We start from the raw sequence: 21,240 nt of genomic DNA on the forward strand, positions 1-21,240 counted from the left end.
AGATTTGAATGGCGATCGATCATAATAACAATATCATGATATTGTTATTATGATCGATCGCCATTCAAATCTGAAATCAACTCCAATCAAATTCATCCCAGTCGTATAGTTTCCACGCATAGCTATCCTCCAGTCAAAACAGCAAATTCAACATAAAATTCATATATTTACGCGCAATCGTCCCGCAATCCGCAAATTGCAGGCCGTAAAAGTCGATTACCAACGGATTCTCATCCGCCTTCAGTTGTGCATATATAATTCATTGTCGCGCATATTTTATATGTTTATGCGTGGGTTATTATATAAATATATTTTTACGGAAGTCGCTCAGGCCGCGTGTAAACCGCCCTCTTCATATCTGCCGACGAATCAATGCTCTCCTTTTGGTTGTGTAAATATTGCTTCTTAAGCTGCCGATTTTGAAGCTTTGTCCTGGCATAAAGTGATCGTGCCAGCTTTCTCCTCATCAGGGCAGTATCCGCCCGAACGGCAAGGACATACTTCTCGTAGAGACCCATCAAACACACCTTTCCTATCACGCGACGCGTTTTGCGACCGTGTTATGAGCTTCATCTCTGTTTTCCATCAGCCTTCCAGCTCGATGGGCATTTCAACGGGGCACTGAAAATTGCCGCCTATGGGAATGAATGACACTTATCAGTGCCCCGCTTCAGCAGTTTATACCTGCCGGAGTCTGTCCGTTGCTGCGAGCCTCCGAATATGAGAGTGACGTCTTCCCTCACAATCAACGCCGGTTCCGTGATTAACCGAATATATTACGGTTCATCACGGAACAGCTGCAATATAAGACACGCGGGAAGGGTGAGGATGAACGGGAACAGGATTTTAAAGTTGCCACGCCAACAGAATTGAAATCATTTAATAAAAAAATGTCTGTTTAAAAATGCGATCAATTTCTCTCAACTAGGAAATAGCGTGGGGCGTTCTCCAATTTTTTTAAATAGACCAACCACATATTTTGGTATTTTATCATTCTTATACTTAAGAATCCAAGGATTGGGATGCGCCAGAGGAAAGCAACGGCAGCAATATTTTCGAGCACTGGGATTTCAAAGCACTTAAAAACGAGCGCGGCCTGACGAAAAATTCGACAGTGACGATCTTCATGGCGACTTCACCTGCAATAATAACGAACACCGTGAATAGAGAAATTTACATAGTTTTATGTAAAAAAATTATTTAACTGAGTTTTTTCAAAGTAGGAAAATACTATGTCGAATATAAATGAGAGTTTTTTCTTTAACCAAGTACGATTAAATCTTTTTGACGGGACGCTACGTGCCGGTCAAGTGGTTGGTCTTAAAGCCATAATCAATCTGTGGACCCAAAGTTTCGCCAATAATGATGATCGATGGTTAGCCTATGCGCTCGCGACCGCTCACCATGAAACAGACCGAAAAATCGCACCGATCCATGAATATGGCGGCGATAAATATTTCCATGACCGCTATGATCCAAAAGGAAGCAGACCACACGTTGCCAGACAACTCGGGAACGATCAGGAGGGCGACGGCGTCCTTTTCCATGGACGGGGCTTTGTTCAACTAACCGGTCGTAGAAACTATTCTGATTGGGCTAAACGGCTGAATTTGCCGCTCCTTACTCAACCAGATCTTGTTCTCCAGCCAGCGACCGCCGCTCATATATTGCTGGAAGGCATGCGGCTGGGGACATTCACCAAGTATAAATTGGCCGATTTTTTCAGTGGTGCAAAGGCTGACTGGAAAGGCGCGCGCAAAATCATCAACGGCACCGACAAAGCTGACCTTATCGCCAGCTACGGACTCAAATACTACGCGGCCATCAGCTATACGACGTGAGGAAAACCGATGTTGGACAGAGTAACAACCGTGCTCGCCGTCGCGGGCACCCTAGTGGCCACAGGTCAGGCCGCATCGACCTGGATCAATGGCATATATAGCGAACGTGCGGCCATAGTCAGATCAGCACAAGATTTGAAAATGGAGGAAATCAAGGCTAAGCAACAGTTGGAGCTTGAAAATCTAAAAGGCCGACAAGAGCTTGCCATCGAAAAAGTCAAGAATGCCAGTGAACTCGCTAAGTCCTACCTCGATGCTCTTTTTGGGCAAGACCGACAGTCTGGCGATCGAACGATACTGCTGGATGCACTTCGCCAGATCGAAGGTCATCCACTCAAAGAGTGGGCCGAAGACCGGTATACACGTGAAATAAACCAACAGAAGGAATTGCAACGCCTCGCCGAATCAAAAGCTGAGGCTTCCCAAGAGTTAGGGGAACATGAAAAAGAGCGGCGTGAACTTGAAGTTGACGTACAGCAGATCCGCATCAAGATCGAAGCGGAAGGGGGCGCGCCAGAAAAAGAGAAACTAAGGTCGGATTTAACCAGAACCCTCGTCAGGCTCGGCACCGTGAAAGGCTTGCTGAAACTATCCCAGATACAAGTCACGGCCATACAGAACCTATCAAGCGAGAAGCCGCTGTTGCAGACGCTCTCTATAGCTGAGACCAGCGCCCAGGTCGCAACGATCGCGGCGATCGCGGATGCCGTGACACCCGACCTTCTCAAAAAAGTGTTTAGAGCAGGCAGATATGTCGAGACGGACTATCGGTATTTCCAGAACGCCATAAAAGAGTTTGCGATATCCGATCCGAGAATGCTCGCTGTTATCCTGGCAACGCTAGCTATCGAGGCCCCGACATTTAACGCCGATTATACCGAAGCGGAAGCCTACGCTAAAAACTCATATGAGGGCCGAAAGGATCTCGGAAATGTCACACTTGGCGATGGCGTAAAATTTCGTGGTCGTGGATATATTGGTCTTACCGGACGAGAGAACTACGAAGCAATGAGTAGACGCCTCGGACTTGGAACTTTGTTGCTCGACAGCCCTGAAGAAGCGACGAAGCCTGAAATCGCCGCCCGCATCGCTGTTGCGTTCTTCGTAGACAGACGCCTAAGAATCGAACGCAATCTCAACGAAGGCGATTTGGCAGGCATTCGGCGTACAATTGTCGGCGGGAACGTAAAAGTAAATGAATTTAAGCAAAAATACGAAATTGTTCTTGCTGCGCTGCTGCCAAGTGCCAGTGAACCGGAAAAGGAGTGATCACTGCGGAGAAAATGCAACCGACAGGCGACGACAAGCGTGGTGCGGCCTTCCATCAGGCGCACCATGCTTCAACATGGCCTAAGCCGCCAGACGAGCGCTAAAACCCGGCCTCCTTCTGGTGGCATATAGCAAGTATCGCCAAAGTATCATCGCCAACACGATAGCGAACGACATATCCGCTATCTCCAAAATCAATAAGCCATTTCCGGAATTCGTCCGGCAGGTCTTCGACAAAACGCGCCATGAGAGGATGGATACCGAGGGCTTGCACGGTAAGCCCACGGTGACAGCCGCCTTGTGAGCGAGCCTGAACATCGGATGTCCTAGTGTGCTCTTGAAGCGTGTCGATGGTCCAGCCTGAGGGGTTCACCCCAATCTGGCGTTGTCCTATAGTCAGGGGTCAAAAAGCCGCCAGCGGCGAGACTTGCGCCAATCAAAAGTTGCATAAAAGATTGACTCTTTGAGTTGCTTGGGCGAGCTTCGCCAAAGAAAATGACGGGGAACATAACAAATCATCATGTCGCCAGATCGATTCAATGAATGCCTGCGGGTGATCCGCTGGACGCCAATCAATATCGCCTCTGCCCTGCAATGCGAACTCTCATGGATCGAGGCGCTGGAAGCCGGCAATGAAGCCGTTCCTGAGGGGCTGGCCATATGGCTGGAAACGCTGGCGCAGGCCCATGAGGCCCTGCCGCCGCCAGCGACCTACAGGGGAAAAAGGTCGTCGTTCTGACGCGGACAACAGCTGAAAACCTTCACCAACAATCGGATCATACCTATGAAATCTCTTATCGCGGCCCTTGGCCTCATCGCCTTCTCAAGCCCTGCCTTCGCAGCGTCCTGCGAGAAGAACTTCACCGTTTCGGGTGTGCCGATGGTGACTGCAGTCTCTTACAAATCATGGCAGGAACTGCCGAAAGCCAAGGCGCCGGCAGTGCTTCAAAAGCTTGCCAAGGCCGTCGCGGCAGAAGGTTTCTCCGGTATCCAGATCAACAAGGCACTCTCTTCGATCGATGCCCATCAGGAAACCAGCGGCAGCGGCAGAATTCAGACGTTGCGGGTGGTGGCACGGCAGAAAGGCAATGCTGTGCGGATCGATGCTGTTTTCAATATTCAGGCAGGACAGATCGCCGACAAGAACGTCATTCGCGAGGGCATCTGCAATATCATAAAGGGCGTGTGAGGCGCTGCGTGGCCGCATCTGAGGCGAGTGCATGATGCCTTTTATGCACCGAGACAGGCCTTTGCGATGAGCAAAGGCACCTGCTGACCCTTCTTGCAAAGCGAATGCGACAGCGCTAGAACAGCCATGTCGGAAAAGGCAGACTTGGTTTGGTAAGCCCAAGTCCTTCTGGTAACGGAAGCTCTGGTCTTTGGCCTCTGGTCGGAGATCCCCACGACGAACGAAGGATTGCAATGTGCATCCATCTGTTCGTCCGTGTGGGTCTCAGCCTTGAGAAACGCTCTGGTCGAACATCGACTTGAAGGAGCCCGACCGTGCATACACCCCCTCTTTATCTTCATGACGTGCTGATTGCCGGCGCTGGGCCGGTTGGCCTGTTTCTCGCCTGCGAGTTAAGGTTGGCTGGTTGCTCCGTGCTGGTGCTTGAGGCGGCGCCGGAACCGGATTCACCGCTGAAGCGACCTCCCTTTGGGCTGCGTGGACTGACCGTGCCGACGATCGAGAGCCTTGATCGGCGCGGTCTGCTTGAGGCGATCAAGGAGCGGGCGGCCGGCCGCGAGACGCCCGGGACGGCGCATTGGATGAAGGAGCAGCGCCGGCCGGCCGGGCATTTCGCGGGTATCCAGTTTTTTCACGACCAGATCGACACAGGGCGCTGGCCTTATCACCTTGCCGGTTCGGCGAGCAACCTTGCCACCGATATGGCTAGTATCGAAGCCGTTCTGGCGGCGCGGGCCGTAACCCTGGGCGTGGAAATACGGCGCGGTTTTGCCGTGGAGGGTTTTGCGCAATCCGGTGAGGACGTCGCCGTTCAGGCGGGCGGTGCAGCGTTTCGTGGGCGCTGGCTGGTGGGGGCGGATGGCGCGCGCAGCGTGGTGCGCAAGGCGGCGGGGATTGGCTTTGCCGGCACCGAGCCGGAATTTACCGGCTATTCCGTTCAGGTGGAGCTGGCCGGTGCCGAGGTGCTGACGCCCGGCCGCCACTATACCGCCGGGGGCATGTACATGTTCTCCCCGCCCGGAACGATCGGCATGGCTGATTTCGATGGCGGAGCTTTTCACCGGAGCGCGCCGGTCACGCGTGAGCATGTTGAAGCGGTGCTGCGCAGGGTTTCAGGCACGGACGTTTCGGTGACGCGGCTTGAGCTTGCCACGACCTGGACCGACCGCGCCTTTATGGCGGAAGAGTATCGTCGCGGGCGCGTGCTGCTGGCCGGGGATGCGGCCCATATTCATTCGCCGCTGGGTGGACAGGGGCTCAATCTCGGGCTTGGCGACGCCATGAACCTTGGCTGGAAGCTTGCTTCCGTCATTCGTGGTGCTGCGCCGGAGGGTCTGCTCGACAGCTATGGGCGCGAGCGGCAGCCCATCGCCGCGCAGGTTCTCGACTGGTCTCGCGCGCAGGTGGCGCTGATGCGGCCAAGCCGCAGCGCGCGGGCGCTGGAAAGCATCATTCGCGATCTTGTCGCCACGCGCGATGGGGCGACCTATTTTGCCGAGCGTGTCTGGGGTGTCGGTCTCCATTATGATCTTGGGGGGCGTCACGCGCTTGTCGGGCGCAGTGCGCCGGATTTTGCGCTTCTGGACGGGACGCGGCTGAACGAGTATTTGCGCGGTGGCCGGGCGGTGTTGCTGGATTTCGAGGCGAGGCCGACGCTTGGCCAATGCGCGGGAGGTTGGAAGGACAGGCTTGTCTATCTTGCCGTCGATGCGAAGGAGCGGCTGGGGTTGAGCGCGATTCTCGTGCGGCCCGATGGGATCGTGGCATGGGTGGCTGAAGGCGGCTTTGATAAGGCTGATTTTATCGGCGCTGTTTCGTGTTGGCTTGGAGCTCCATGATCGTTTGCTCAAACCCGGCGTTTGGAGCACCCTCCGCGACGTGCCGCCGGCAATTCAGCACGATACCGTTTTCTTTTGAAGAGAGGTCGAGTTGGAAGGACGCATAAGGGCGCGAGCCGTCATTCCAGCGCTCCATCCTTCGATATCGAAAAGATCGTGATTGCGTCATCCTGGCAATGCGCGTCTCGATGAGATTTGGACTCGGACCCATCAGGCAGAAATCGCTGACAAAACAACGGGGGCCGCTGCCGGCGGCAGCCAGCCTATGGCGGGGAAATGTCTGACAGGCACCATGAATGAAACGATCCGCCTCACTCTTGACATCCTCTCGCAAACCTTGTTTATACGTATAAGCAGCTAATACGAATTAGCAAATGCCGGGAGATGAGGTTTCGATGGTTAGGCGCTTGACGCAACGGGACATTGCGATCTTTGCGGGGGTCAGCCAGGCGACGGTTTCGCTCGTGCTCAACGAGGCGAAATCCGCTGAAGGCCGTATTCCGCCGGAAACGCGCGAGCGTGTGCTGAAGGCCATTCGGGATACCGGTTATGTGGCGGATCCCGTCGCACGCAGCATGGTCAAGGGCGCCAACCGCATTCTGGGTGTTTTCACCTATCAGCCGGCTTTTCCGATCGCGCAGGCCGATTTCTACACGCCTTTTTTGATGGGGATCGAGGAGGAAGCGGAGAGGCTTGGCTACGACCTTCTGCTGATGACGGCGGCGGCGCGCGACGACAATGGCCGCAAGCGTATCTTCGGGGAAACGGGGCGGCTTCGACTTGCTGACGGATGCCTGATTCTGGGCAGCCAGTTCGATCGCGATGAGCTGGCCCAACTGGTGGCCGGTGACTATCCCTATGTCGCGGTCGGCCGCCGTGACGATGCCGGCGGGCCGGTGCGTTATGTTGGCGCGGATTACGTCACCGCCACGCATGCTCTTGTCCGGGAGGCCCTTGTCGCCGGCCATCGGCGCTTCGCGTTTATCGGCGCGACGGGTCCGGCTGAATCCATCAGCGACCGCTGGCTGGGTTTTCTGGCCGCGATCAAGGACACGGCGGAGCTGGTCTATTCCCACGAAAGTGAAAATGGCGATCCGGCCGAGCAGCTGGCCGCCGTTCGCGCCAGCGGAGCGAGTGTCGTTTTTTTTGCCGAAGTGGCCGAAGCGGTGGTCTTCGACAATCATGCCCGGGCCCAGGGGGTGAGCGTCCCCGCCGATCTTTCCATCGTGGTGCTGGGCAGCGGCACACGAACCCATACGCTCCGGTCGCAACGCGTCTTCACCTCCTATGCCATCCCCCGCGAAGAGATGGGCAGGCAGGCGACTTCCATGCTGGTCGAGACCCTCACCAGCCCTCCCGGCCCCGTAAAACAGATATTGCTGGGCTGCGACATCGTGGCGGGCGAAACGCTTGCTTCCCCAACTCAAGGCCCAACTCAAGGAAAGAGAACCTGACGTGAGAGAGTACAATGCAGATATTCTTGTGGTTGGCGGCGGACTTGGCGGCGTGGCGGCGGCGCTTGGGGCCCTGCGCAACGGCCGCAGCGTTATCCTGACCGAAGCATTCGAATGGATCGGCGGCCAGCTGACCAGCCAGGCGGTGCCGCCCGACGAGCACAGCTGGGTGGAACAGTTCGGGATCACCGCCAGCTATCGCGCCCTGCGCTCAGGCGTGCGGCAATATTACCGCGACCACTATCCGCTGACGGACGCGGCCCGGGCCGATCTGACGCTCAACCCCGGTGACGGCAATGTCTCTCGCCTGTGCCACGAACCACGCGTTTCGCTGGCGGTGATGGAAGCAATGCTTGCGCCTTACGCGGCGGGCGGCAAGCTCACCATCCTCAAGCCCTATGAGCCGATCGCGGCCGATGTCGACGGCGATAGCGTGCGGGCCGTAACGTTGCGCCATTGCAATACGGGCGATCTCATCTCCTGCTCGGCCCGCTATATCATCGACGCCACCGAACTGGGCGATCTGCTGCCGCTGACCGCAACCGAATACGTCACGGGTTTCGAAGCGCAATCCGAAACCGGCGAACCGAGCGCGCCGGCCGAAGCGCAACCGCACAATCAGCAGGCCGTATCGATCTGCTTCGCCGTCGATCAGGTTGACGGCAATCATGTCATCGACAAACCCGCCCGATACGATCACTGGCGTCAGGTTGCCCCCGAATTCTGGGGCGGCCCGCTATTGAGCTGGGACTCGCCCAATCCGCGGACGCTGGAGCGCAGCCGCCGGTTCTTCGATCCCAACCCGGTCGACAACGCAACACGCGACGTTGCCGACCAGCGCCACAGCGCCGGCGATATGAGTCTCTGGATATTCCGCCGCATTGCCGCCCGCCATACATTTCGGCCCGGCGCCTATGCCAGCGATATCTGCCTCGTGAACTGGCCGATGATCGATTATTTCGAGGCGCCGATCATCGACGTCACTCCCGAACAATATGCCGAGCGGCTGGCCGATGCGGCAAGCCTCTCCTATTCCATGTTCTACTGGATGCAGACCGAAGCGCCCCGCCCGGATGGTGGTCAGGGTTTTCCGGGTCTGCGCCTGCGCGGCGACATTACCGGGACGGAGCATGGCCTGGCCATGGCGCCCTATATCCGTGAAAGCCGTCGCATTCGCGCCCTGACCACGGTGGTCGAACAGGATCTGTCGCTTGCGGTGCGCGGCGATCGCGGCGCGGTGCATTACCCTGATAGTATCGGTATCGGCATGTACCGCATCGACCTGCACCCCTCGACGGGCGGCGATAACTATATCGATGTCGGCGCCTGCCCTTTCGAAATTCCGCTCGGCGCCCTTATTCCCCGCCACAAAACAAACCTGCTGGCGGCATCGAAGAATATCGGCACGACTCATATCACCAATGGTTGTTACAGGCTGCATCCGGTCGAATGGAACATCGGCGAAGTGGCCGGCATGCTGGCCGCCTATTGCCTCGACAGGGGCGAGACCCCGCATGGCGTGCATGCCGATGAAAAGCGGCTGGCGGAGTTCCACACCCACATCGAACGCCAAGGGGTGGAGCGCCATTGGCCTGATATTCGCGGCTACTAGCCAAAACGTATAATCTGGGAGGATTATTCATGCGCAGGAGTATAGTCAAAATTGCAGTGGCCGGTTTTCTGGTCACGTCAGGGCTGGTTTCGCCGGCTTTGTCGCAGGAATTGCGAATGGCGATCTGGAGCGCCAACGAAGCCCATCTCGCGCTCTTCAACGAGATCGCCGATGAGTTCGAGGCAAGCCATCCCGGCGTCAAGATCAGCTACGATTCGCTTGCCTACGAAGGTTATGCCACCACCCTGACCACCCAGATCGCCGGCGGCAACCCTCCCGATCTGGCCTGGTTGTTCGACACGACCGCACCTGACTTCATGGCGGCCGGGGCGCTTTATCCCCTCACCGAAACCTTTGCCAATACGCAAGGTTACGACATGGGCGACTTCCCCCCGGCAACACTCACCGCCTGGTCGTATGAAGGGGTACAATATCTCTATCCCTTCTCGACATCGCCCTTCGGCGTTTTCGTCAACAACGACATGATCCGGGCGGCAGGCGCAAAAACGCCCGCCGAGATGATCGCTGCCGGCGAATGGAACTGGGACAATGCCATTGCGACGGCCGCGAAAGTCGCGGCCACCGGCAAACAGGGACTGATCATTCGTGATTTCGAATACAAGGCCTGGGAGAACCTTGCCGAAGTCTATACCGGCTGGAATGCCTATCCCTGGTCGAAGGATACCAAGTCCTGCGCTTTTGCCAGCCCGGCGATGGTTGAGGCCATGCGCTTCATCCACGATGCGATCTTCGTGAAAAAAGCCATGCCGGGCCCCGGTGTTTCTGCCGACTTTTTTGCCGGGGATGCGGCGATGACGACCACCCAGATCAGCCGCGCGGCGCTGCTGCCGAAAGGCGACAAGGCCTTCGACTGGGATCTCGTGCCGTTGCCTAAAGGACCTGCAGGTGACTATGCCGTTACGGGTCGGGCAGGCATTGGCGTCATGGCCAGCGGCAAAAACCCGAAGCTCGCGGCGGAATTCCTGGCGTTTTTCTCCTCAAAGCCTAATGTGGCCAAGCTCGCGCGGTTTTTCCCGCCGGCACGGCAGAGCCTGCTCACCGCCGATGTGCTCGCGGCCGCCAACCCATTGCTGTCGCGCGAACAGATAGAGGCCGTGGTCATTCGCGGCGTCGCCACGGGCCAGTCGACGCAGCAGGTTCTCAATTTTGCCCGGCTGCAACAGACCGTTCGCGCTGACCTTGACGGTCTCTGGCGTCCCGATGCCGACGTCACGGCTGTCCTGCAAGCGCTTTGCGGCCGTCTTGACCCGTTGCTGGCGGCCAATTGACGCTTGGTAATCATCCGATTTTCCGTGGATGCGAAAAGCAGAAGGAAGAAAAGCCATGACGCTTGCCCTCCAAACGGCGCAAACACAGACCCGGCGCGGCTTCTGGACCATGGCGCGCCGTGACGCCGCCACCGGTTATCTGTTCATAGCACCGCAACTCATCGGTATCGTTGTCTTCGTGCTCGTTCCGCTGGTGCTGGTCTTCTGGTATTCACTGCATGAGTGGAACGTGCTGGCGGGATCGTTCCGGTTCACCGGCGTTGCCAATTACCAGAAGCTGCTCGGCGACCCGGCCATAGGCGAAGTGCTGGCCGTGACCGCCGTGTTCTCGGCCGGGCTCGCCCTGCTCAATATGAGTCTGGCGCTGGGGCTTGCGTTGCTCCTGAACCAGAAACTGGCCTTCATGACCGTGTTCCGCACGCTGTTCTTTTCGCCTGTGGTGGTGTCGCTGGTCGCCTGGACAATCGTATGGAGCTTCTTGTTGCAGAACAATGGCGGCATCAACGGCCTCCTGCAAATGATCGGCATCGAGGGTCCCAACTGGCTGCGCCACCCAACGACAGCGATGATCTCGGTCATCGTCGTGCAGGCGCTCAAGAATCTCGGTCTCAACATGATCCTGTTTCTTGCAGCACTTCAGGGCGTGCCGCGGGAACTGTTCGAAGCCGCGCGCGTCGATGGCGTGCCGCGATTCAAGCAGTTCTATCGCATCACCCTGCCGATGATCAGCCCGACGATCCTGCTCGCCTCCATCGTCACCATCGTCGGCGCGTTGCAGGTCTTTGCGCAGATCATGATCCTCACGCAGGGCGGGCCGGGCTTTTCCACGACGGTTCTCGTTTATTACCTCTATCAGCAGGCCTTCCAGTTCTACCTCTTCGGTTATGGCTCGACACTCTCCATCATCCTGCTGGTCATTGTCGGCGCTCTCACCTTCATCCAATGGCACCTGCGCAGAAAGTTCGTATTCTATGAAAACTGAACTCAGCCCACGCGCGCAGGCGCTGATCTATTTCACACTCTGCGTGCTGCTTGTCCCCTTTGTCTTTCCGACCTGGTGGATGGTCACGTCGTCGGTCAAACCCGTCAGCCAGATATTTGCCTTTCCGCCTGACATCTGGCCGCGCGCCTTTGATTTTTCCTCCTATTCCGACGTTTTCAGAATACAGCCCTTCGCGCTGCAATACTGGAACTCCGCCTATATCGCCGCAATCGTCACCATCGGCACCATGGCGGTGGCTTCGATGGCCGGATATGCCTTTGCGCGCATCAGGTTCCCCTTCGCCAACGCCATCTTCATGGTGGTGCTGGTGGGGTTGCTCATCCCATCAGAAGTGACGCTGGTTCCGCTGTTCCGGATGTTTCTCAAATGGGGCATGATCAACACACACTGGCCGCTGATCCTGGTGCCGATCTTCGGCGCGCCGGCGGTCTTCGCCACCTTCATCATGCGCCAGTTCTTCATCTCCCTGCCGGTGGAACTGGAGGAGGCCGCGCGGGTCGATGGCCTCGGCCGGTTCAAGATATTCTGGACCATCGCCCTGCCGCTTGCCCGCCCGGCGCTGGCCGCCGTTGCGATCTTCACATTTCTCGGCAGCTGGAACCTTTATCTTGAACCCATCGTCTTTCTCTCCAGCCCCGACAAGTTCACCCTGCCCCAGGCGCTGACACAATTTACCGACGCCTATGGCGGGCCGATGTGGAACATCCAGCTTGCCGCTGCGACGATGACCGCCATTCCCGTCCTCATCGTTTTCATCGTTGCGCAGAAACAATTCGTCGAAGGCCTCGCCCATACCGGCCTTAAAGGCTAATCGAAAGGCTGACCCATGGCACCCGTTACCCTTAAATCCGTCAAGAAAAGCTATGGCGCACTCGCCACCATCCATGGCGTCGATATCGATATTGCCGATGGCGAATTCGTCGTGCTGGTAGGCCCTTCGGGTTGCGGCAAATCCACCCTGCTCCGGATGATTGCCGGCCTTGAAACCGTGACCAGCGGCGACATCTCGATCAGCAGCCGCGTCGTCAATGAAATCGAGCCCAAAGACCGCGACATCGCGATGGTCTTCCAGAACTACGCTCTTTATCCGCATATGACCGTCGCCCGAAACATGGCCTTCTCGCTCGAGCATCGCGGCGGCAGCAAGGCGGAGGTCGCCGAGCGGGTGAGCTGGGCGGCTGACATATTGGGGCTGACGCCGTTGCTTGAACGGTTCCCCCGCCAGCTTTCCGGCGGTCAACGGCAGCGTGTCGCCATGGGCCGCGCAATCGTCCGCAATCCGCAGGTTTTTCTGTTCGACGAACCGCTCAGCAATCTCGATGCCAAGCTGCGCGTCGTGATGCGCGGCGAAATCAAGGGGCTGCACCAGCGCCTCGGCGTCACGACCGTTTATGTCACGCATGACCAGGTGGAAGCCATGACCATGGCCGACAAGATCGTGGTGATGAATGCCGGACGGGTAGAACAATGCGGGGCACCGCTCGAGCTTTATGACCGGCCGGCCAATCCGTTCGTCGCGGGTTTCATCGGTTCGCCGGCAATGAATTTCATCAAGGGACGACTGACCGCCGACGGCTTCGAGGCTGACGGCGTCGTCCTGCCCCTTCCGCCCGGCCACGTCTCGGGCGACGCGATCTACGGCATCCGCCCGGAACATTTCGAACTGTCCGAGCAGGGCCTACCCGCAACCGTTTTATTGGTGGAGCCGATGGGGTCGGAAACGCAGGTCACGATGATGCTCGGCGATCATCAGGTCATCGGTGTTTTTCGCGAGCGTGTGCAGGCGCAGCCGGGCGCGACCATCCATGTTCGGCCGGATCTGACATCGATCCATTTGTTCGATGCCAGGACCAGTCAACGCCTCAACTAGCGTCGCTGCAACAGGCGGCGTGCGATAACCGAATACGACTGTGTCCCCGCAGAACACCCTCACAAATCGTCAACACGCCTCAAACAGGAAAATTTGCAACGCGCCCGCCTGAACCAAACGCCGTATCGCAATTATTCGCATGACATCCGATTACGCTATATTCGGCTAAGCCATTGCGATAGCTTGTTAACAGACCACAATTGGAAAAAATCGCCGTGACCTATGTTTCCAAAACGATGCGTAGCCAGCTATCCAGCCCGCACGCCATTTATCACTCTGTCGTCAAGCTCACGCTTTTGAGCATCCTCTTGGTGGGAACCTGCGGGGTCGCCCTTTATTTTGCCTATCGGATTTTCAGCAAGGCGCCGGCCGGTGCACCGCTCGACAGGCCGGTATGGCTGCTTCTCATCGTGGCGGGAGCGGGCTTCCTGTTCTTCTGCCTGCGCGCGCTACCGAAATGGCTCACGCTTGGCGCGCCCGTTCTGGTGATTTCACAGGAAGGGCTGACGTTTCGCGGTAAACCGCTGATGCGCTGGCATGACATCATCGAAAACGAATGGGTGAGCCTTGGCGGCTTTGGTCTTACCACGGGAGCGGCGCTGCATGTCCGCACCTTGGACAGGAAGATCAAGCGCGAGGCCATCACCTTCAATTGCTCCGCGAGGGAATATATGCGCCTTTGCGAGCTTTATGAGCAGAGCAGCGGGCAACACACCGACGATGGCCCTGCCGCTCACGGCGGTGCCCGACACCCATGACATCCATCCTCGGCGAACGCTCCATCGGCATAAAAAGAGGCTACGATGCCTTGGACCTCGAGGGCATCGACGAGATGCGTGTTTCCCGCCGGTTTCCAGTCGGCGCTTTCTTGTGGAGCGTCGGTGGCCTTCTGGTCGCCGGCTTTTTGGCGGCGGTTGTCGTAAATGCCAAACTGAATTCTCCACATCGCAACTTCCCGAACATGGGATACGCCTATTTTTTCGCCTTCGCGGCTCTTGCCGGCACCGTCTACTATCTGCCGACGCTCATGGCTTTCCTGTCGGCGCCGCGCCCCTTTATCATTAACCGCGATGGCTTCCGTTACGGTCGGCGGCAACTGAGGTTCGATCAGGTTCGTGGTCTGCAGAACGATGTCGGGAGGTCCGCCACCCGCCTGTTGCTGGACAATGGCTCCTCGATCAGGCTCCGATGGCCGATCTGGCATGATAGTGCTTTATTTGTGGATCTGCTCGAACATCGCTGCCAACCCCATCTGTTATCGGCAGCAATCGCGCAGTTGCAGGCAGGCAAACGCGTCTGGTTCGGACCAAAGCTGGCGCTCGACCAGAAGGCATTGCGCATCAAGGGTAAGGTTTTGCCTTTGGATGCCGTCACGGATTTCCATTTTACCAGTCAATCCGATCGCGGCGACGAGACTTCGATGCTGAGGCTGCGAACCCTAAAGAGGGAATATCTGCTGGACGAGCGGCATATTACCAACGCCAAGGTGTTCGTGGGCGCGTTCAAGCATCTGTCGGAATTGGGAAATGGCCGCTCGCCATGACACGCCATCGTAAACCGGGCTTGAAAGCGCACCGCTCCGAAACGCCACCTCTCGGCATGTTTTCACCATCCGAAATTGCATCGGATCCCTCATGGGTTCCGGATATGGCTGCTTTAGGCGAGCCAGCGATGACCGCAGAAAGCTACATTGCAGCATATCTTGCCGACGTCGATGCATGGTGGTGGTCAACGAACCTGCATCACGAGCCAAGAGATTTCGCGTTAAAGCGTACCCTCGCCATTATCGCGCGCGCAAAGATGCCCGATCACGAACAGGCTCTCGGCCAGTTGGGTGTCGACCCCCTGGAGAACATGATGTCCGATGAGCTGCTCGATCTTTTGAGAGCCTGGATGCCCTTCACGCCCGCAATGTGCCACGCGCTTGGCAGCGTGCGGATGGAATTCGAGCCGCCCGAACTGCAGCACCGCCTGAGCGCAATGATCGCGGAATCGCGACGCAGGGCAGGATTCAATGATTAAAAATCACTGCTTATGGGAGCCGTGTAGCGTTGAACCTGGGATAGACAGTATGAAATCGGCATGTCACCTGTTGGAAAAGCCGTAACCGGAGGGCATGCAAATTCGCACGAACGCAACGCGCCGCACTATCGGTCTGGTCTCTCCCCTCTTTCTCGCTGCCGGGCTGATATTCCAGGCAACGATAGCGGTCGGCCCCGCGCGGGCGGCCGAGACCGACATGTCGCTTTGGCTCGACAAGCCGGAAGCATCCTCCATTGTCTTGCGTGGCGATTTCCGGCAATCGGCGACGGTGTTATCGCGGGACGACGAGGGCATCCGGGCGCACCCTTCGTTCCTTGATACCGGACCGATCGGGAATCTTCGTCTCGCAATGGCTGACGATCCTGCCGCGGAGCGGCACATCACTCAAACCGTACAAGCCCGAAATGGCGTGTAAAATCGGAGGCGCATTTTAAATGCTGAAGTTTCCCGCCGCAGCGATCACGACGACGGACGCATATTATTCCACTGAAAGCGGTCCGTCCGGACTCTCTTCCATTTCCGTCGGTCTGGCAACATTCGAATTCGATGCGGAGACACACGAAACCCTGCTGCGATGTGACCAGATCGATCTTGACCTCGATGATCTGTCCGCGCTGTCCGACAAAAGCTTCGAGTTTCCTCTCAACCCCGAACCGGGTTACATTGACGGCAGCATCTGCCTCTTTGGCGTGCATGTCCACTTTCTCACGGAGCGCCTGTCTTTTGGCTCCGTCGGTGAGGAAACAATCCCGCTAAGGATCGATGGCATTCTCGAATTCAGCAGCAGCGGGCTAAGCCGATACGAGGACGTCGCCCTTTCTTTTCATACTGGCCTCCATCTGCCACTGACATCTGGTCAACTCGTCTCAATGGCGGCGGATGCCATCGACCGGGTAGCCGCACGATCGCAACACGATATCGGCAAGGTGATGGCGCTGCTCGCCAAAAATCAGAGAGCGAAGGATCGGCTTGCCGAACTCCATTCCGAGGTGCGCCGCGCCCTTCAGGAACGCGACGCTTCGATTGAGATCGAGCGTGATCCGGACTGAGCGGGAATCGCCGCCGATGTTCAGGACAACGCCGCTACCCCGCTCATCCGCCGGGAGCCGGGTTTGCGCCGCTGAACTTCATGAAGAACGCGAAGATTGCGGTCTCGACGCCCTCCCGAACCGCGATCAGTGGTCGCAGCATGGAGTTGAGTTGCCGGTTCCGTTCCAGCGCCGGATCGTTCCCCTCCAATACCAGCACCTCGAATAATGTCGGTGTCAGCAGATCCATCCCGTCATATGGCTGACGGCTGTTCGCGGGGTATTGCCGCCCTGACAAATCCGCGCTCCAGACCATATAAAGCGGTGTTGCGAAATCACCGACGACATTACCGTTGGAGGGCACGAAGCCAAGAGTTTCAAGATCGCTCCTGAGCGCCTCGGGCAACATTCCTTCTCTTGTTTCGCCCAAAGCGGGATCGTATCCGCCGAGCATGACGGTGATTTTCGTGGTCGCGGCGTCCGGTGATTGCAGCCTGATCGTGTCGATATAGACACGTATGCCACCGAGTAAGCGCAGTCGGTCAAATCCTGTCGCGGAGAGTTCCTTCAGGCGGTTTGGGGGCAATATAAATTCGAAATCCGATCCCTGCGTCCGCAGCAGCAGACGGTCGCCGGATGTGTCAAGATTGAGCGCGACCACGGGCTCCCGCAACTGCGGCGGGACTTCGGGATAGACGGGGACGAGAAATAAAGCTCCGACAACCGCGATTATCAGGCTTAGGCCGATGAACAATCTTCTCTTTGCCAAATCTGCTTCTCTCGACAGGAGTGGGACCGTGCGTTCGAGGTCCCTGAAGGTCTCTTTCACATGTTTCTTTCAAGGCTTGCCGGTGATCGGCGCAAGGCCGGCCCGCGCGATCAAACTTTCGGGCGTGCAATGGACCGGAATTTGCCCGGACGGTCCGATAAATTCGACTTCCGGGTTAATATGCAGTCGTGGCGACAAACGCTCGATCAGCCGTTTGCAGGCGGAAGCACTATGGTCTTCCTCACCCGTCAGGCGGCCGATCAAGCGCATGAACCAGCCGTCATAGGCCTCTATATAGAGAAACCAGCGGGTTGGGGCCGGGCCATGCGGCGGCGTATCGCAGCAAAGCCAGATCGCGCGCGCATGGGCAAAGAGCGGCTGCAACGCGCCTTGCAACAATGCGAGTTCCGAAGCCTGCATCCCATGCGCAAACCTGCCAATGGAGATGAACTGCGCAGCATCTTCGCCCGCCCACAAAGCGTCGGCGCTGCGTCTGTGCCGCTCAGCGTCCTGCCTGTCTCCAGAACGCAGGCAGAGCTCGCAGAGATGACGATGCACCGCATAGGGTGAAGCCGACGGGTCACGATCGATGAGCAGCCACAGGGCGATTGCACCGGCCACGTCGCCGCATTTGTCGAGATCGCCGGCCTTGAGTTCAAGAAGCGCCGGATCATCCGGCGACTGTTGCAATCCCTGTTCGATTGCTTCGTGACGAAGGGAACCGGAGACATCGAACTTTTCCGCAAGTCGCGCCAGGAGCCACCAGTCCTGTGCGTCGAATGCCTGTTGCTTCCGGCGATGCAGGAGGTTCGAGAACTGGCCATATTGGCGCGAGTGCCGGCTCCCGGCATCATCCCATCCTTGCCGGGCGCTTTCACACCAGTGGACGTCAAGCTGCGCCGCAATGCCGGGTGCGTGTTTCCCCAGCCAGGCCGCGGCCGCCGACGTGTCGTCGAGACGCCAGGGCAAATGATCGGGAAGCGGACCGGAGGGATCAAAACCGGTCGTTTCGACACGTTCGAAAAGGGATGGATGCGTATCGTGGATGCCTGGCTTTTCGCACAGGCTTTCATGCAGCCAGACGGCGGCTTGTGCGCCGTCGCGCGGGTGGCTTGCGGCAGGCTCGGCGAGCAATTGGGTGAAGGGGCTGGCCCCGGTGATCTCATCCTCCCCGGCACGCGAAAATACGTCCGGCCAGAAGCCGGCTGTCATGGCTCTTTGCCGCAGCGCCAGCGCGAATTCCGCCTCAAGCGCGACCGTGGCACCGCAGACTTCGACGGCTTGCGCATCGGCCACCCTCTCGCAGCGCCGCGAAAATTCCAGCGTCTCGCGCAACAGGCGAGGCACGTACCAGGATAAAAACAAACGGAGCGGCGCTGTAATCAGCCGGTGGTTTCGTTCATGCAGATCGCCGAGCGCCGCCCAGCGCTGCCGCGCCCTATGGGCCCATCGGGCAAAATGGCCGTGCGATCGGGAAATATGCGCATATTCATGGGCGATGACCGCCTCGGCCTGGGCTTGCGTCAGCAGGGCCAGCAGCGGCAGGCCAAGCACCAGAATATGTTGCGGAGAACCGAACCGCGATCCCTTCTGGTAAATGGACGCATTGAGTTCGTCGTTAACATAGACCGCCGTAAAGGCCGGCGCGTCGCAGGCCAGCCGCAACCGCTCAAGATCGGCGGCAAGTGCCGGAACATCATCCGGGTTCAGCAATATGGCGTCCGATATCGGCGGTGACGGCGGCACTGCACGGGCGCGCAACACCATCAATCCATAGAAGAACCAAGTCACGGACGGCAGGGCGAGAATGACGAGAAGAAGCGGCGAGCTGAGAAAAACGACCAGCAAGAGCGGAGACAAAACAAGGGCAACGCCGGACACCAACAGGACGGCATCGCCGAAAGCGAGCCAAAACAAGGCTCGCCATCTGCCTTCATGCGGCGGCGGACGCTTCGTCATTGGCTCTTCGGCGGCAGATGGTCGCTGGAAAGCTTGTTGCCGAAGAAAGCCCGCATCGCCCGTCCGGCCATTTGCCAGCCACTCGAACCGTAAACCTGCGTTTCCATCCAGTCGAGCGAAGAATGATCGGGGAAAAGCTCCTTGTAGCGATCGAACCATTGCATGGCGATGAATTCGCTCTTCGGGACGCCGTCACCATATTTATACGCCAGCACAACTTCACTGTAAGCTTCGCCGGCGAGATGGTCGTCCTCATGGGCAATGAAGGATTTCATGTGCGCAACGGCGCGTTGTTTCTCCTCTTCTACGCCGTGACGCCGGTCAAGGCTCGCAATCCGGATCGCGGAAGCGTCCTTTCCTCCCTCCATCGCCCGGAAGTAATAGTCACGAACCCGTTCGAAATTCTCGCGGATCGTCAAATCGATCTTGTGAACATTTTCGAGGCGCCAGGCGTAGTTGTACAGCGCAACAGGCTCGCCTTCCTCGACGGAGCGTTCAAGCCAATAATCCGCTTGCCCGTCGTCAAGCAGATGCGGTTTGGCATCGTCCCGGAAGCCCCTGACGATATCATACATGCTGGCCGAAGCCGCATAGACACGTCTCTCCGCAAGGGCGCGCGTGAGAAAGGCTGACTCGTCCTGAAAGCCACCGTCCCATATCATCCGGCAGGCATGCATCGGCGTGAATTCATCCGGTTCGTAAAGCGGCGCAAGCTCGGCTGTCCGGTCGATCAACCGCGTGGCGATCACGGGGTCCGCCTTTATGCCCCACATACCGAACTGCCAGGCAAAGGCCGCCATGGTCAGCATCGTCGGTTCATCGAAACGGCGCACGGCGGTTTGCAGCACCCGCGCATAGGCGCCTTCCACATCGTCGACATGGTGGATCAACATCAGATTGGTGAAGTCCCGGAACGGCCCGTCCACCCCGGGATATGTTCCCGGCTCCTTCAGATAACGGACAGATTCGACATGGCGTCGATGCGCCAGTTCTGTGTCCTGCAGGGAATAGTGGGTGAAATTGGCATATTTGCCGAGAGCAATGAACCGCAGCCGGTCGGGAAGCTCTCGCGACAACCATTGTTCGAATTTTTTCTCTCGCGCGGCAATGGCGCGAACATCGCCCGGCTCGGGATAATCAGGAATTGTCAGCGTATCGTGAACGCCCGGCCAGCGGACAGCGTTGCGGTCGCTGGCGCTGAGTTGCGAACACAGGGGACCGGAGGCGAATTTTTCGACCTCGCTTTCCGAACCGCCCCACCGCTCACTCAGATATTGCGCATAATCCGCAAGCACATCCGCCCAGCCGGGCTTGATCGACAGGCAATAACGCAGCCAGTAAGAGCCGGGATTTTGGATGTCTCCCTCCTCAACCGGCGGCGCGGAAGCGGGAAGCGTTGCGGAGACGATGCCGGGCGGTTTCAGCCCGTGCCCTGCAAGCCGGGCGCAAGCCGCCTCGTAAAGATCGGGCTCGACTTCATCCCGCTGCAGGGTGTTTTGAACCGGTCCGCCATCAAACAGCGCATCGACGAAATCCGGCTGGCCGAGATACTGGCAGATCTGCATCATGGTTTCGCAGGCGACCGCCGGCCTTCGGGAAAGCGCCATCGCCTTCAAAAGATGTTCGGCCGCGTTGATGCAAGCCATATGGGCGGCGATCCACTGATCTTCCCCCACCTCGGATGCCCACGACGCCGTGCGGATATCGCAGGCTCTGCGAAAGTAATATTCACCGGAAACCATCTGCGCATGATAGGAGGCAGGGTGGGATCGAACCCACTCATTCAACAGTTCAAGCCTGAGCGCCGCATCGACAGACGCATTGTCGAACAGGGCGGCGCTGGTTGCAAGAAAGGTGTAGCGATCATCCGGAACGGCGGGGGCCTGCCACCACGCCTCTTCCAGTTCCGCCAAAAGACGTTCGACCTCGTCGAAACGTCGCTCAAGCATCGCCTTGCGCAATTCCTCCTGCTGGCGCAGGCGAATCCACAACGGCCCATCCAGCGACAAGACAGGCGAGCTTATGACAGTTGGCATGGACGATTCCTTGAAACGGTTCAATGACAGGCAATCTTCA

The 21,240-nt window shown here is 57.9% G+C and carries 19 protein-coding genes; 16 read left to right on the forward strand and 3 right to left on the reverse strand.

Annotated elements, in window-relative coordinates; genetic code table 11:
- The first annotated feature begins 1,232 nt into the window (after positions 1-1,232).
- The 16 genes from ACIQUH_RS12125 to ACIQUH_RS12200 all read left to right on the forward strand — a co-directional run bounded on the left by ACIQUH_RS12125 (position 1,233) and on the right by ACIQUH_RS12200 (position 16,457).
- A complete protein-coding gene (locus tag ACIQUH_RS12125; RefSeq protein WP_400815220.1) occupies positions 1,233-1,841 on the forward strand; it encodes a hypothetical protein in 609 nt (202 codons plus the stop codon).
- Between the two features lie 9 nt (positions 1,842-1,850).
- Positions 1,851-3,110: a hypothetical protein gene (locus ACIQUH_RS12130; protein WP_400815222.1), complete on the forward strand. Its 1,260-nt coding sequence runs from the start codon at positions 1,851-1,853 to the stop codon at positions 3,108-3,110.
- Positions 3,111-3,630: 520 nt separating this feature from the next.
- A complete protein-coding gene (locus ACIQUH_RS12135) occupies positions 3,631-3,849 on the forward strand; it encodes a hypothetical protein (RefSeq protein ID WP_400815224.1) in 219 nt (72 codons plus the stop codon).
- A gap of 45 nt (positions 3,850-3,894) precedes the next feature.
- Positions 3,895-4,299, forward strand: a complete 405-nt coding sequence (locus tag ACIQUH_RS12140) for a hypothetical protein (protein ID WP_400815226.1) — start codon at positions 3,895-3,897, stop codon at positions 4,297-4,299.
- Between the two features lie 314 nt (positions 4,300-4,613).
- Entirely contained in the window at positions 4,614-6,137 is a 1,524-nt protein-coding gene (locus ACIQUH_RS12145) for an FAD-dependent monooxygenase (RefSeq protein WP_400815228.1), read from the forward strand.
- A gap of 395 nt (positions 6,138-6,532) precedes the next feature.
- On the forward strand, positions 6,533-7,591 hold the full coding sequence (locus ACIQUH_RS12150) for a LacI family DNA-binding transcriptional regulator (RefSeq protein ID WP_400815230.1): 1,059 nt from the start codon (positions 6,533-6,535) through the stop codon (positions 7,589-7,591).
- Between the two features lies 1 nt (position 7,592).
- Complete coding sequence (locus ACIQUH_RS12155; RefSeq protein WP_400815232.1) at positions 7,593-9,203, forward strand: FAD-dependent oxidoreductase; 1,611 nt, start codon at positions 7,593-7,595, stop codon at positions 9,201-9,203.
- Positions 9,204-9,232: 29 nt separating this feature from the next.
- Positions 9,233-10,492, forward strand: a complete 1,260-nt coding sequence (locus ACIQUH_RS12160) for an ABC transporter substrate-binding protein (protein ID WP_400815234.1) — start codon at positions 9,233-9,235, stop codon at positions 10,490-10,492.
- Between the two features lie 55 nt (positions 10,493-10,547).
- Positions 10,548-11,474, forward strand: a complete 927-nt coding sequence (locus ACIQUH_RS12165; protein WP_400815237.1) for a carbohydrate ABC transporter permease — start codon at positions 10,548-10,550, stop codon at positions 11,472-11,474.
- On the forward strand, positions 11,464-12,306 hold the full coding sequence (locus tag ACIQUH_RS12170) for a carbohydrate ABC transporter permease (protein ID WP_174034134.1): 843 nt from the start codon (positions 11,464-11,466) through the stop codon (positions 12,304-12,306). The genes ACIQUH_RS12165 and ACIQUH_RS12170 overlap by 11 nt, the downstream gene beginning before the upstream one ends.
- A 15-nt stretch (positions 12,307-12,321) precedes the next feature.
- A complete protein-coding gene (locus tag ACIQUH_RS12175; protein WP_400815239.1) occupies positions 12,322-13,365 on the forward strand; it encodes an ABC transporter ATP-binding protein in 1,044 nt (347 codons plus the stop codon).
- 215 nt (positions 13,366-13,580) lie between these two features.
- The gene (locus ACIQUH_RS12180; protein WP_400815242.1) at positions 13,581-14,123 is read left to right on the forward strand and encodes a hypothetical protein; all 543 of its coding nucleotides are present in this window, start codon (positions 13,581-13,583) and stop codon (positions 14,121-14,123) included.
- Positions 14,120-14,908 (forward strand): hypothetical protein, encoded by a 789-nt coding sequence (locus ACIQUH_RS12185; RefSeq protein WP_400815244.1) that lies wholly within the window; start codon positions 14,120-14,122, stop codon positions 14,906-14,908. The genes ACIQUH_RS12180 and ACIQUH_RS12185 overlap by 4 nt, the downstream gene beginning before the upstream one ends.
- Positions 14,905-15,387, forward strand: a complete 483-nt coding sequence (locus ACIQUH_RS12190) for a hypothetical protein (RefSeq protein ID WP_400815247.1) — start codon at positions 14,905-14,907, stop codon at positions 15,385-15,387. Before ACIQUH_RS12185 ends, ACIQUH_RS12190 begins: the two co-directional genes overlap by 4 nt.
- A gap of 94 nt (positions 15,388-15,481) precedes the next feature.
- Entirely contained in the window at positions 15,482-15,823 is a 342-nt protein-coding gene (locus ACIQUH_RS12195) for a hypothetical protein (protein ID WP_400815249.1), read from the forward strand.
- A gap of 19 nt (positions 15,824-15,842) precedes the next feature.
- Positions 15,843-16,457: a hypothetical protein gene (locus tag ACIQUH_RS12200; RefSeq protein ID WP_400815251.1), complete on the forward strand. Its 615-nt coding sequence runs from the start codon at positions 15,843-15,845 to the stop codon at positions 16,455-16,457.
- 43 nt (positions 16,458-16,500) lie between these two features.
- Here the strand turns inward: ACIQUH_RS12200 and ACIQUH_RS12205 are convergent, their stop codons facing one another.
- From ACIQUH_RS12205 to ACIQUH_RS12215, 3 genes are all read right to left on the reverse strand, one after another.
- Positions 16,501-17,205: a hypothetical protein gene (locus ACIQUH_RS12205; protein WP_400815253.1), complete on the reverse strand. Its 705-nt coding sequence runs from the start codon at positions 17,203-17,205 to the stop codon at positions 16,501-16,503.
- Between the two features lie 69 nt (positions 17,206-17,274).
- Positions 17,275-19,122, reverse strand: coding sequence for a M48 family metalloprotease (locus tag ACIQUH_RS12210; RefSeq protein ID WP_400815255.1), 1,848 nt, complete (start codon positions 19,120-19,122; stop codon positions 17,275-17,277).
- Positions 19,123-19,160: 38 nt separating this feature from the next.
- Complete coding sequence (locus tag ACIQUH_RS12215; RefSeq protein WP_400815258.1) at positions 19,161-21,200, reverse strand: DUF4034 domain-containing protein; 2,040 nt, start codon at positions 21,198-21,200, stop codon at positions 19,161-19,163.
- Between the last annotated feature and the right edge of the window lie 40 nt (positions 21,201-21,240).

The organism is Agrobacterium sp. NPDC090283, from assembly GCF_044769685.1.
GTDB lineage: Bacteria > Pseudomonadota > Alphaproteobacteria > Rhizobiales > Rhizobiaceae > Agrobacterium.